A 13327-nucleotide genomic window follows, 5' to 3' on the forward strand; every position below is an offset into this window, starting at 1 on the left:
CGCACATGGCCGTCGTGGTGGTGACCGATGCGTCGTCGCGCCTGCCCGCCGATCTGCTCGAAAAGTGGGCCATCCGCGTGGTTCCGTTGCACATCCTGCTCGATGGCCGCGACCTACGCGACGGCGTGGACGACATCCCCGACGACATCTACAAGCAGCACGCGACCACCGCGGCGGCCACCCCGGCCGAACTGGCCAACGCCTATCAGCAGGCGCTGGCCGACAGCGACGGTGACGGCGTGGTGGCGGTGCACCTTTCCTCGGCGCTGTCCGGAACCTACGGCGCCGCCCAACGCACCGCGGCCGACCTCGACGCGAACGTGCGCGTCGTCGACTCGCGCTCGGCCGCAATGGGAACCGGGTTCGTGGCGCTGGCCGCCGCCCGAGCCGCGGCCGACGGCGGCGACCTGGGCGCCGTCGCGGGCGCAGCCACTTCGGCGGTGTCGCGCGGCCACGCGTTCGTGGTGGTGCACCGGCTGGACAACCTGCGTCGCAGCGGACGCATCGGCGGGGCCACGGCGTGGCTGGGCACCGCGCTGGCGCTCAAGCCGCTGTTACGCATCGATGACGGCAAACTCGTTCTCGCCCAACGGGTGCGGACCGTGACGGCCGCGACCGCGGCGATGATCGACCGGGTGTGCGAGGTCGTCGGCGAGAACTCCGCGGCCCTGGCGGTGCAACATGTGGCCAACCCGGAGGGCGCGAGCGAGGTGGCGGCGGAGCTGGCGCGGCGGCTGCCCGCCTGCGAGCCGGCGATCGTCGGCCCGTTGGGCCCGGTGCTCGGGCTGCACGTCGGCCCCGGGGCCGTCGCGGTGTGCCTGGACTTAGCTCCTGGCGCCTGACGCCACCGGTGCCGCCACGGCGGCGGGACGGCCGTAGTCACCGCGCGGGTGCACGACGAGCGGCCACCAGAACCAGCGACCGAGCAGGGTGGCGATCGACGGCATCAGCAGCGTGCGCACGATCAGGGTGTCGAGGAGCAGGCCGATGCATACCGTGGACCCGAACTGCCCGAGCACGCGCAGTTCGCTGCCGAGCATCGCCGCCATGGTGAAGGCGAACACCAGGCCCGCTGCCGTCACCACCCCACCGGTGCCGGCCATCGAGCGGATGATCCCCGTCTTGAGCCCGTGGTGGATCTCCTCTTTGAACCGCGACACCAGTAGCAGGTTGTAGTCAGATCCGACCGCCAGCAGGATGATGACCGACAGCGCCATCACGATCCAGTGGATCCTGATGCCGAACAGGTCCTGCCAGATCAGCACCGACAGCCCGAATGATGCGGCGATCGAACTGGCCGCGGTGCCGACGATCACCAGCGCGGCAACCACGCTCCGGGTGAGCAGCAGCATGATCATGAAGATCAGCGTCAGGGCCGACACCACCGCGATCATCAGGTCGTATTTTTCGCCGTCGGCCATGTCTCGGAACGTCGCGGCGGTCCCGCCGAGATACACGCGGGCATCCGACAGCGAGGACTGTTTCAACGCCTCCTGCGCGGCGGTGCGTTCGGCGTCGACCCGTGCAATGCCCTCTGGACTCATGGGATCGCCCTGATGGGTGATGAAGAACCGGGCCGACTTACCGTCCGGCGACAGGAACATGCGAAGGCCCGTCTGGAAATCGGGGTTGTCGAAGGCCTCCGGCGGCAGGTAGAAGAAGTCGTCGTTCTTGGACTGATCGAAGCTTTGCCCCATCACAATGGCGGTGTTGCTCATCGCCTCCATCTGATCGATCATCGCCTTGAACGTCTGGTAGAGCGTCAGCGTGATACCCCTGGTGTTCTTCAGCGTCGAGATCAGCACGGGGAACAGCGCATTCAGGTCGTGGGTGGCCTTGGCCGTGTGCGCGATATCGGCGGTGAGGTAGTGGAACTGCTCGGCGAGCTGGTCGAAGCCGTCGAACGTGTCGAAGAGGGAGCGTATGCCGATGCACAACGGGATGTCGTAGCAGTGCCTCTCCCAGTAGAAGTAGCTACGTACCGGCCGGAAGGTGTCGTCGAAATCCGCGATGTGGTCGCGCAACTTGTCGGTGATCTGCGACGTCACCTCAGTGGTCTTCGCGCTGTCGTCGGCGGCGTTGGCCAAATCCAGCGACACCTCGTACTGGCGTTGCGTGGTGTCGATCTGGGTCTGCAGATCGTCGGCCATCCGCAGGATGTCGGCGATGCGGTCCTTGAGGAAGCTCATGTTCTGCATCGTCGTCTGGCTCTGGATGCTGTTCTGGAACGGAATCGAGCTGTGCTGGATCGGGATTCCCAGCGGCCGGGTGATGTCCTGGACCATGGCGATGCCCTGCGTGCGCATCTCGTTCTTCGCCACCCGGTCCAACACCAGCATGTCGGCCGGGTTTCGCATGTCGTGGTCGGACTCGACCATCAACAGGTCGGGGTTCATTCGCGCCTCGGAGAAATGCCGGTTCGCGGCCTCCTGCCCTTGATTGGACGGGGCTGACAACGGCAGGTAATGGCGGTCGTTGTAGCTCGTGTGGTAGCTCGGCAGGGCGATCATGCCGACCAGCACGACCGCGCCACTGACGGCCAAAATCGGTGCGGGCCAACGCACTACCGCGGTGCCCACCCGCCGCCACAGCCGACCGCGCTTGGCCTGCCTTTCGAAGAAGTGGAAGCGGCTGCCGACGAAGACCACGGCGGGCCCCAGGCTCAGGCCGGCCGCGACCACGACCAGCATGCCGATCGCCACGGGTGCGCCCATGGTGTTGAACCAGGGCAACCGCGAAAAGCTCAGGCAATAGGTCGCCCCGGCGATCGTCAGGCCCGAACCCAGGACGACGGGAGCGACGCCCTTGAACGTGGTGTAGTACGCGCTTTCTCGATCCTCACCGGCGGCGAGCGCTTCTTGGTAGCGGCCGACGAGGAAGATGCCGTAGTCGGTCCCGGCGGCGATCGCCAGCATGGTGAGGATGTTCGCGGCGAAGGTGGTGAGGCCGAATGCGTTGTGATACGCGAGAACCGCGACGACCCCCCGCGCACACGCCAGGGCGACAAAGGTCATGAACAGCTGGAGCAGCGTGGTGACGATGGACCGGTAGACCAGCAGCAACATGATCGCGATGGCGCCCAGCGTGAACAGGGTGATCTTGGCCAGGCTGGCGTTGCCAATGATGTGCATGTCGTCGGACAGCGCGGCGGGACCGGTGACGTAGGCCTTCACGCCGGGTGGCGCCTTGTTCTCCTCGATCACCTTGCGGACCGCGTCCACGGACTCGTTGGCCTGCGTGGTGCCCTGGTTACCGGCGAGGTTTATCTGCACATAGGCGGCCTTGGCGTCGGCGCTCTGTGCCCCGGCCGCGGTCAGCCGGTCTCCCCAGAAGTCCTGGATGTGCTGGATATGCTTGGAATCCTGCCGCAGTTGGCGAATGACGTTGTCGTAGTAGTGGTGCGCGTCGGGGCCGAGGGGTTGCTGGCCCTCCAGCACGATCATGACGGTGCTGTTGGAGTCGAATTCGCGGAAGTTGTGGCCCATCCGCATCATGGCCTTCATCGACGGCGCGTCGAGCGGGGCCATCGGCGCCGAATGCGCCTCGCCGACTTTTTCCAGTGTGGGGACGATGACATTCACCAACACGGTGACCGCCACCCAGCCCAAAATGATCGGTATCGCGAAGATTCGGATCGCGTGGGGCAGATACGGACGGTGGCCGCGATCCGCCATGCTGGGCTTGGTTCTGATCGGACCCGTGTCCGCCGTGCTCGCGTCGCGCTCCGCCTTGTCGATGTCGGTCATGCTGACTTCACCAGGCAGAAGGTCTGGGCGTTGTGGCCGTCGGAATTCTGGCTGTCGCGGACGACGCCGTCCACGCTGATCTTGCAGCTGATTCGGCTGCCGTCGCTTTGCGCCATGATGTTGGCGCTCACCGAGGGAAGCGTGGTGGAGATGGTGGTCGACCAGGGCAGCGGCGCGTTGTTGATCTGGTGGGTGTTTGCGTTCTCGTCCCAGTAGTTGATGTTCGCGGTGGATCCGGGCGGCCCGGAGATGTCGTAGACGACGACCTTCGGATTGAACTGCACGATCTCGATCCCCTTGCCCGCATTCGCGTTGAGGTCCTGGGACCCGAAAATTCTGTGTAGCCGCGAGACCATCAAGGCCGAGACGGCGAGCACGACCACCAACACAAGAGGAATCCACGCTCGTCTGAGCGCCCGGGTTAGGGCCTTCACCTTGACCGCCTTCCGCTCGCCCCGTGCGGATCACCGCCGTCGCCGACAACACCCGTTGCCGATACATTGCTCAGCTAAGCATCGTAGACCTAGTGCACGGAACCGTTCCTCTGGGTCCGCGCTTACGGGGCGGCCGGCGCTGGGTTAGCGCGTCACCCGGCCGGTGACCGGCGGCAGATCGGCAAGCGTGACAATCCCGGGCCTGGCTGCGACGACAGCCGGAACCGCGTTGGTAACCGGCATCGCGGTGTAGATCATTCCCAGTCCCATGAAGCCGGGTTCCGTCCAATCCTTCGGCGGCAGGCAGTGCAGGACGGTGCGCATGTTGGGCAGGCCGAACACCTGGATGACGTGGCCGTGCTCCAGCGGTTTGGGCGGGACCACATGGCTGCCCATGGTCCAGTTGAATCCGACGCTGACCACGTTGCGGTCGCCCTCCCAGCCGCGGTGGTAGCCGTAGACGCTGCCGACCGTTCCTTCGGGGATCTTCATGAACCCCAGATCGGAGTCGGCGGTGGCCGCGGTGAACGTGACGTCGAACGTCATCTTGTCCAGTTTGGCGCCGATCGCGTCGGCCATCATCGCGGCCGATTCCGCGAAGACCTCGCTTTCCCGGCGGACGCTCTCCGCCAGTCCCGGCGTGTCGGGGTCTTGCGAGAACCCCATCGCCGTTTGCGTTTCCGCCGACTCATACGTCGAGCAGTCCACCGACTCGGTGATGCGGATCTCGTCGACGCGCTCGCACGATGCGGACAGCACCATCCCGACCACGTTCGTCATCCCCGGGTGCGCTCCGCTGCCGAAGATCGTCGCACCGCCCCGTTCGCAGGCGTCCTGGATGCGCTTGCGGTCCTGGGGTGTCTGCTTGCCGCCGGTGATCCAGGCGGCGCTGGTGCACACGTTGACGCCCGACTCCAGCAGCCGCACCAATTCGTCCACGTTCGGCCACAAGGGGTTGTAGCAGCACGCGTCGGGTCGCAGCGCGAGCAGCGCATCGATGTCGTTGGTGGCCTTGATCCCGGTCGGCTCCGGCCACCCGGACAGCTCGGCGGCGTCCACGCCGACCTTTTCGGCGCCGTGGGCATACACCCCGACCAGTTCCATGTCCGGTCGGCCGATGATGGCGTGCAGCGAGCGCCGCCCGATGTTGCCGGTCGTCCACTGGATGACGCGATAGCGACGGTCTGCGCTGCTCGGGCTCATTGGGGGCTCCTTTGCCGGTGCGATTGGACCCATTATGTTCAACCCGGCCCGCGAGAATGCGGGCCGGTCGTCCCAATCGACGGAAGGCCGGCCGAGTTCCTCCGCGGGTTCGGCTTAGCCGTCCAACCGGGTGAATTGGTCGCGGCGGTACTGCTCGACGCACGCGGCGCGGCGGATCTTGCCGCTCGTCGTGGTGGGAATCGACCCCGGCGGCACCAGAACGAGGTCCCCGACATTCACGCCGTGCGCGTTGGATATCGCGGAGGTGACGTCGCGCTTGATGCAGGTGAGCCAGTGCCCGATGTCCTGGGCGTCCTCGTGGGAATGGCCTCGCTTCTTGAGCTCGACGACGGCGACCAGCTCCTCGGTGCTTCTGACCGGAACCGAGATCGCCGCGACCCGGCCGCCCGTGATCTGTTGAACGGTCGCCTCGATGTCCTCGGGATAGTGATTGCGCCCACGGATGATCAGCAGGTCCTTGATGCGGCCGACGATGAACAGGTCACCCTCGAAGATGAAACCCAGGTCCCCGGTCTTCAGCCAGGGGCCTTCGGGTGTGCCCGGTGACGGGTCGGCGAGGGTCGCGCCGAAGCAGCGCTGCTCCTGAAGCGGTTTGCCCCAGTAGCCGTCGGCGACATTGGGCCCGTGCACCCAGATCTCGCCCACCAAGCCCTGCGCGCACTCACGGTTGGTGTTCGAGTCGACGATCCGCAGCGTGGGTGATTGCGGCACTTGGTATTTGACCAGCGCGGTGCCGGTCCCTTCCGCGCATCGCACCGCGCGGCCCGCGGACAGCTCGTCGATGTCGAAGGCGACCGCGCTCGACGACTCATGCCAGGTGCCCGCCGTGACGAAGACGGTCGCCTCCGCCAATCCGTACGAGGGACGCATCATGTGGTCGCGAAAGTTGAAGTGGGCGAACCGGTCAACGAAACGGTGCAGCGTGGCCGGCTCGACGCGCTCGGCACCGCTGATGATGCCCAGCACCTCGCCGAGGTCGAGCCCGGCCAGGTCGGCGTCGGTTGTCTTGCGGGCGGCCAGATCGAAGGCGAAGTTGGGCGCCGCCGACCAGGCATGAGGATTCTCGGCCAGTGACCGCATCCATCTGGCCGGCCTCTCCAGGAAGGAAACCGGACTGGTCAGCTCGCCGCGATAGCCACCCAGGATCGGCGCGCAGATTCCCAGCACCAAGCCCATGTCGTGGTAGAAGGGCAACCACGACACGATCGTGGTATCCGCGGGGGCTTTGACGTGGGAGTCCGCGAAGAAGCTGCGCATCAGCTGCTCGAAATTCACCTGGAGATTGCGGTGCGAGACGATTACTCCCGTCGGCGCCCGCGTCGAACCCGAGCTGTACTGCAGATAGGCGATGCTGGGCATGTCGGCCGCCCGAACGCTCGTTCCGCCCTCCGCGTCGAGATTGAGCGAATCCATTTCGATGATCTTGGGAACGGTGGCCAGGCGGGCCTCGTCGACGTATTTGACGATGTCTTCGGCGACCGCCGACGTCGTGAGCACCACCGAGGGCGCCGTATCGGAAAGGACCGCACTCACCCGCTCATGGCTCGCGCCCTTGTGCGGCAACAGCAGCGGAACAGCGATCAGCCCGGCCTGCATGGCTCCGAGAAACGCCTCGACGTAGTCGAGGGATTGGGGGGCCAGGATCACCGCCCGGTCTCCGACCGACCCGTGCTGGCCGAGCTCGCATGCCGCGTTCAGCGTTCGGCGGGACACCTGTGACCACGTGAGGCTGTGGGGAACTCCGGCCCAATCGTCGGTGTAATCGGTGAACGTGTACGCCACGTCATCGGGCCGCAGGCTGGCACGTCCGTGCAGCATGGACAGGATTGTTGACTGAGCCATCGGGGTTACATCACGTCCGTCGTAGTTCGTCGACTCCGATGGAGTCAGTGGTCGGTTTGCAGTGCGCTGTGCGACAACACGGACATGGCACCGGCGAGGATCTGGGAAAACGGGTCCGCGCCGCCGCCGAAGGTCGCCTGGTTGGCCGGCGCGGTGACCTCCGCTGGATCGAAGCCATGCACCGGGTCCACCTGAACCGGGGCGGTCGACGGGTCGTCGTTTCGCGAGTAGCCCGCATTCACCCTGGGGATCAAGATGGCGTCGAGTTTGTTCAGCGTGTCCTCCGGGATCCCGATGTATTTCAGCGGCATCACCAGGGGAAGGTGCTTCTCCGGCACCATGATCGTCGTGTCTTTCGCGCCCCGAGAGTTGACCGTGGTTCGGATGTTCTGCGGCGGCACCATGCTCCGGTTCGTGAAGGCCACCGCGGTGTGACCGGTGGCCAGACCCATCAGCGTGTTGGCGAAGGCGAACAAATTGTCGGGCCGGTCGGGGAAGTCCGCGATGGAGTCGTACGCGGCCACGAACCTGTCGGTGTCGTACTGGCTCTCGTAGGTCGGCGGCATGGTGTAGTCGAGCGCGGGAACGGTGCTGCCGACCGGGAACACGGCGGTCAGGAAACTCTGACCGAAGGCGTGATGCCCGATCGGGTCGCCGAATGTGGCGAAGTTCAGCGTGTTTGGCGGCGGGGCGGTCGGGTCAGTTGCCAGCCGCGCCTGCGCGCCGTCGACCACGAACCCGCCCTCGGACAGGCCGATCGCCGTACCCGGGCGACCGTTTTTGATCGCGGCAACAAGGTTGTCCACTCCCGTGTCGACCGACTCGCCGACGCTGGGGCCGTCCAGACCCAGACCCGGGATGATCTCGTCGCCGGCCTTGCCGATTCCGGGGAAGAGCCGCCCCAGCACGTGGCCCTGAACCTGCCCCGCCGGGTAGTCGATGATTTTGCGCTGCTGGCCGGGAAACCACTGGGCGCCCTCCTGGCGGATGTACTCGTCGTACGGGATGCCAAGAACGTGCGCGCCGCCGAGGGCGTACGCCGTCTGGTCGCTCGGGGCCCCCGGTGTTGGCGGTCCGCCGATGGGCGTGTCGTCGGCCGACGCCGCCCCCACGCCGAAATACACTGTGGCGCCGACAGTTACCAGCGCGGTAGCCCTTGCGAGTGTTTTGTTCATCCCTGCCCCCGACCGCTGTGCTTGTCTAGTTTCACATACATGAGGTGTGCCTGCTAACCGGTTTGCGGCTCGGCGCGTCCGAGTTGCGGCCGTCGCGGGAAGCGCCGCGCATTCGGCCGCGACGGCCACCAGTTCGCCCGCCCGAACAGCGCCGCGATGGCCGGCACCGTGATGGTGCGTACCAGGAAGGTGTCCAGCAAAATTCCGACACCGATCACGAAACCGCCCTGAACCACGGTGCCGATGCTGGAGAACAGCAGGCCGGCCATCGAGGCCGCGAAGATCAGGCCCGCGGCGGTGATGACACCGCCCGTCGAGCTCAGCGTGCGAATGATGCCGTAACGCACGCTGTTCGGGGACTCGTCACGCATTCGCGAGACGAGCAGCATGTTGTAGTCGGCGCCGACCGCGACCAGGACCACGAATGCCAGCGGGGGCACGCTCCAGTGCAAGTGCTGGCCCAGCATGAACTGGAAGAACACCACGCCGATCCCCACCGCCGACAAGTACGAAACGACCACGGACGCAACCAGATAGAGCGGCGCGACAATCGCACGCAGCAACGCGATCAGGGTCAGGAGCACCACGATGAGGGTCACCGCGATGATGAACCGGATGTCGTGCTGGTAGTAGTCGCGCGTGTCCTTCAGGCCGACGGTGTATCCCGCCATCGAAATCTTGGCGTCCGCCAAGGTGGTGTTCGGCTGGGCACCCCGAGCGGTCGCGGTGATCGCGTTGACCTGGTCCATGGCTTCGGTGCTGAACGGATTCAGCTTGGTCTGAACCAAATACCGCACCGAGTGGCCGTCCGGCGAGATGAAGACCTTGGCGGCCTCCTGGAACTCTTTGAGATGTAAAAGCTGTGCCGGGATATTGAACCCGGCCATCGCCGGTTGCGCCGCATCGTGTTTGAGCGACAGCAAAAACGTCGCCGACTCACTCAGCCCGGCACCCAGCTTCTTGACCTGCTCGACGAGTTGGGCCACCGCGTCGGCCACCTGCCGGCTCCCACCCGCGAACCGGTCCGCGCCGTTTTGCAGGCTGTTCAGGTTGGACTGCAGGCCACCGGGCTGATCCATCCCCATGGTGCGCAGCACGTTGGTGAGCCTGCCGACCGCGGTGCGCAGGCGGTCCGTCGACGCCTTCAGGGTCTGTCTGTCCGGATAGGCCTGCAGCTGGTGGGACAGATCGTTGATGGCGTCGAGGTCCGCTTGGTCGCGGGAGCCGACCAACTGCTCGAACGTCCCGCGGGTTGCGCTGCACGACGCATCGGCGTCGCAGACGGGGTTGCCCTGCAGCGCCGCCAGCACCGGGCCGATCCAGGCGAACATGTTCTTGGCGGCCGAGAAGTTCCACCCCATGGTGTTGGTCAGCGAGTTGACGTGGTCGACGAGCTGGGCCGCGATGTCGACCTCTTTGACCAGCGTGTCGCCGCTGTACTGATTCTTCGTCGAGGAAAGGGCGTTTTCCAGTTCCTGCACGCTGGCGGCGAGCTGGCTGACCTGGCCGCGCACGTCGCCGAGGCTGTCGGCCAGCGTGCCGGCGCCTTCGACCAGCCGGTTGAGGTCGTTTGTGTGCTCGTTGATCAGGGTGGACCCGCCGGCCAGAAAGGAGCCGATGGCGCCCGCCTGATAGGTGGCTCGGAATTGTTCCGGCACATTTCCGGTGGGACGAGTGATGCCGCTGATCGCGGCGATGTTCGGCAGCTGGCTGACGCGGTCGGCCATCTGTTCCAAGTCCGCGAGGGCCTGCGGCGTGCGAAGGTCATGCGGCGATTGGATGAGGATGTACTCCGGAATCGACTGATTCACGGGGAAGTGGCGATCCAGTGCGGCGTACCCGATGGAGCTCGGGGCCGAAGGCCGCAGGGCTTTGCGGTCGTCGTAGTTGTAGCGCACCAGGCCGGCGCAACTGGCCAAAATGATCAACACCAATACGCTGGCAACCAGGTGCGCCTTCGGCCGGCGCACGATGCGGATGCCCGAACGCCGCCAGAACCGGGCGGTCAACTCGCGCCGCGGCTTGACCCAGCCACGGGGGCCGGCGAGCACCAGGATCGCGGGCAGCAAGGTCATCGCGGCGAGGAATGCCACGGCGATCCCGATGGCCGAGGACACCCCGACCGTTTCGAACACTCCCATCCGGGCGAAGCTGATGAGGAGAAAGGTGAGGCCCACGGTGGTGGCGGACGCGGTGATCACTTTCCCGATCGAGATCATCGCCTTCTTGACCGCCTGGTCGTAATCCGCGCCGGACCGCAGGTAGTCGTGATATCGGCTGGTCAGAAACACGGCGTAATCCGTTCCGGCGCCGGCCATGATCGCGCTCAGGAACACGATGGACTGGTTCGAGACGCCCGAGCCGGTCAGCTGGGAGTAGCCCGCCACCAGCGCCTGGGCGATCACCAGCGACAGCCCGATCGTAATCAGCGGCAGCAGCATGGTGACCGCGCTCCGGTACACCACCAGCAGGACGATCAGCACCAGGACGGAGATAGCCAGCTCGATCGGCAGCCGGTCCCGATTACCCGCGACCGTGAGGTCGGCGACGGTCGCCGCGGGGCCGGTGACGTTCACGGTGAGATGCGTCCCGGGTGGGGCCTGTTCCATCGTGCGTTTGACGATGTCTGCGATGCGGTCGAAGGCGGCGTAGGACTGGGGAGTGCCCAACTCGCCCGCCACGCCGACCGGCAGCACCCAAGCCTTGTGGTCCTGGCTGGTCACGACCGAGCGCAGCGGCGGGGTGCTGATGAAATCCTGCAGCATCACGACGTCCCGGGTGTCCGCGCGCAGGGCGTCCACCAGTTTTCGGTACCCGGCCTCGTCGGCGGGGCCGAGACCCTTGTCGTCAGTCAGCACCACCAACAGCAGATCTTCCGACGCCGATTCGTGAAACGCCTCGGTCATCTTTCGCGCGGTGACGTTCGACGGTGCATCGCTGGGCAGGATCGCGAGCGGATGCTTCTGGGCCATCTCGTTCAGGGAGGGGAGGGTCAGCGGCATGGCGACCGCAATAGCGACCCAGAGCCCGATCACCGCCCAGGGCCACCGCACCACAAAATCGGCTAGCCGTCGCATATTGGCCTCACCTCAAACCACACGATTTCGCATTCCGAGACTATTTCCCATTCCGAGCCATTGAACTACTTCACGCTAGGCAACGCGTCCCCAATGGCCGCTGTCGGCGACCCGCGCGCACACGGACTTCATTGCTTCCATGTAGCGGGTGGCCGATTTCAGGGCGACGGGATTGTCGGGATACATGATCGCCATTGCCGTGCCCTCGCCGTACCGAAACACGTAAATGGTCAATTGATACGAATAGCGACCGTCGGAATAAATTCCCAAATTATTCGCATACCCCAGGTCGGCCGCGGCTAGGACGGCGTTGAGCGGCGCGGCTCCGCCATGCAGGAAGTTCGACACCGGAAAATTCGGCTCCGGCCACTTCAACCACGGCGCCAATTCCAACACCCGGTAATAGGGCACCTTCGCCAAGTCCAGACCCGAATCGAAGGAAGCCTGCGCCGCCCACGCGGCCTCGGCGAACGAGGCCGCGGCTATTGGCACCGTGATCGGAACCAAGCCGGTAAACCAACCCTGCGTCATGAAATTGTCCGTGGTCCTGCGGGTGTCCCTGGGAGTGAGGCCGTAATACGTGAGGGCCCCGGTGAATTCGTGCTCTACCAGGGCAAAGCAGGCGAACAGGCCGCCGATGAAGCGCGCACCGACGGCCGTGCAGGCCGACTCGAACCGCTCCGTCTGTTCCGGGTCCATCAGGAATTCGGATAGCAACTCACTGCCGCTCGGCTCCGACGGATCACCCAGCGGGAGCGGAAATTCGGGAAAGCCGCCGTTGTTGTTCTCGGCGAAGTCGACCCAGGCGCGCACCTGCGGCGACTCCAGGGTCAACGCCGACACGTACTGCCGCTCGCGCTCGCAGAAATCGTTAAAGCTGCCGGCCTCGGGAAGCGCAAGGGGTTCACCGCCGCCGCTCAGCGCCGCATACATCCCGCTGGCCTCCAGCATCGTCGTGCCGACCAACGTCGCGTCCCCGTGAACATGATCCATGGCGACAAAGAAAGTGAAATGACCCTCGTTTCGGACGATTCCGAAGGTGAAACAGCCCCACTCCAACGGATTCGGAATGGCCACCAGATGCGCCCGAATCTCCTCAACCGTCATCGTGCCGTGATCGATCGGCGTGAATTCAATATCGGCGGGATCGCTGAGAGTGTGCCTGATGAACTCCCCATTTTCAGTAGGTTCGAACCAGCTGCGGAAGGTGTCATGCCGGCGCAGATACGCATTGACGGCGTGATCCATGGCGGCGATGTCGCACTGGCCTGGTACATCGCAAGTGGCGATGATCTGCCGGGAGAAGTCAAGGCCGGCGGCCGTCCGCTCGTGGTAGTTGCGAAGGTGCTGGCCTTGCATGTAGCTGACCGGCACCGAACTCACCGGCGCTTGGCGGGCCTTCTCCAGGGACGCGGCGGTCGGATGCCACGAGATGACCGATCCCACGGTCGGCGTCCAGTCACCGAGTGAGCCGATCCTGATTTTCCCGATGCGCAATATGTTCTCCCCGAGTTTCACGGCGGCACTTCGGCCCCGCCGGTAGCGAGACCCAAGATAGCCCCTCCGGCAGCCACCGTCCCCGACATGCACATATCCGCGCCCAACTGCTCATGGGACGGCGGGCGCCGGTCATCGAACGCACCGTGCAACGGGCCCCGCCGGGCCTTGCCGACTGCCGCAGATCATGACATCTGCGCGTCGCGGCGCCGGGAACCGGCCGGCGCTTGTAATACTGGTCGGCGTAGGCGATTCGGCTGCGGCAACCCGGGCTGGATGTGTAGATTCGCGATGACAGTCGCTGTAAGGCAGTACCCGGGGGGGTTCTGCCA

General features: G+C 65.4%; 8 protein-coding genes. 1 reads left to right on the top strand and 7 read right to left on the bottom strand.

Translation table 11 applies throughout. The features are described 5' to 3' along the window. The first annotated feature begins 5 nt into the window (after positions 1-5). Positions 6-842: a DegV family protein gene (locus AWB92_RS02795; RefSeq protein ID WP_068177200.1), complete on the top strand. Its 837-nt coding sequence runs from the start codon at positions 6-8 to the stop codon at positions 840-842. Here AWB92_RS02795 and AWB92_RS02800 read toward each other — a convergent pair. The 7 genes from AWB92_RS02800 to AWB92_RS02830 form a co-directional block, all read right to left on the bottom strand. Beyond that, positions 825-3746, bottom strand: a complete 2922-nt coding sequence (locus tag AWB92_RS02800) for an MMPL family transporter (protein ID WP_085183952.1) — start codon at positions 3744-3746, stop codon at positions 825-827. The two genes, AWB92_RS02795 and AWB92_RS02800, sit on opposite strands and share 18 nt — an antisense overlap. After that, complete coding sequence (locus AWB92_RS02805) at positions 3743-4102, bottom strand: MmpS family transport accessory protein (protein WP_241523350.1); 360 nt, start codon at positions 4100-4102, stop codon at positions 3743-3745. Before AWB92_RS02805 ends, AWB92_RS02800 begins: the two co-directional genes overlap by 4 nt. A 222-nt stretch (positions 4103-4324) precedes the next feature. Next, positions 4325-5383 carry a dihydrodipicolinate reductase gene (locus tag AWB92_RS02810; RefSeq protein WP_085183954.1) on the bottom strand — a complete coding sequence of 353 codons (1059 nt, stop codon included), beginning with the start codon at positions 5381-5383 and terminating at the stop codon, positions 4325-4327. 114 nt (positions 5384-5497) lie between these two features. Next, positions 5498-7246, bottom strand: a complete 1749-nt coding sequence (locus AWB92_RS02815) for an AMP-binding protein (protein ID WP_085183955.1) — start codon at positions 7244-7246, stop codon at positions 5498-5500. Positions 7247-7290: 44 nt separating this feature from the next. Continuing rightward, a complete protein-coding gene (gene pe, locus AWB92_RS02820) occupies positions 7291-8421 on the bottom strand; it encodes an acyltransferase PE (protein WP_085183956.1) in 1131 nt (376 codons plus the stop codon). Positions 8422-8474: 53 nt separating this feature from the next. Next, positions 8475-11498 (bottom strand): MMPL family transporter, encoded by a 3024-nt coding sequence (locus tag AWB92_RS02825; RefSeq protein ID WP_085183957.1) that lies wholly within the window; start codon positions 11496-11498, stop codon positions 8475-8477. A gap of 75 nt (positions 11499-11573) precedes the next feature. Beyond that, positions 11574-12995 carry a condensation domain-containing protein gene (locus tag AWB92_RS02830; protein WP_085184076.1) on the bottom strand — a complete coding sequence of 474 codons (1422 nt, stop codon included), beginning with the start codon at positions 12993-12995 and terminating at the stop codon, positions 11574-11576. Positions 12996-13327: the final 332 nt, after the last annotated feature.

It is taken from the genome of Mycobacterium sp. IEC1808 (genome assembly GCF_002101935.1).
Taxonomy (GTDB): domain Bacteria; phylum Actinomycetota; class Actinomycetes; order Mycobacteriales; family Mycobacteriaceae; genus Mycobacterium.

What these genes read in the sequence shown, in the direction of transcription:
- AWB92_RS02795 (WP_068177200.1), top strand. Translation starts at nt 6, where the DNA reads ATGGCCGTCGTGGTGGTGACCGATGCGTCGTCGCGCCTGCCCGCCGAT.
- AWB92_RS02800 (WP_085183952.1), bottom strand. Translation starts at nt 3,746, where the DNA reads ATGACCGACATCGACAAGGCGGAGCGCGACGCGAGCACGGCGGACACG.
- AWB92_RS02805 (WP_241523350.1), bottom strand. Translation starts at nt 4,102, where the DNA reads ATGGTCTCGCGGCTACACAGAATTTTCGGGTCCCAGGACCTCAACGCG.
- AWB92_RS02810 (WP_085183954.1), bottom strand. Translation starts at nt 5,383, where the DNA reads ATGAGCCCGAGCAGCGCAGACCGTCGCTATCGCGTCATCCAGTGGACG.
- AWB92_RS02815 (WP_085183955.1), bottom strand. Translation starts at nt 7,246, where the DNA reads ATGGCTCAGTCAACAATCCTGTCCATGCTGCACGGACGTGCCAGCCTG.
- pe (WP_085183956.1), bottom strand. Translation starts at nt 8,421, where the DNA reads ATGAACAAAACACTCGCAAGGGCTACCGCGCTGGTAACTGTCGGCGCC.
- AWB92_RS02825 (WP_085183957.1), bottom strand. Translation starts at nt 11,498, where the DNA reads ATGCGACGGCTAGCCGATTTTGTGGTGCGGTGGCCCTGGGCGGTGATC.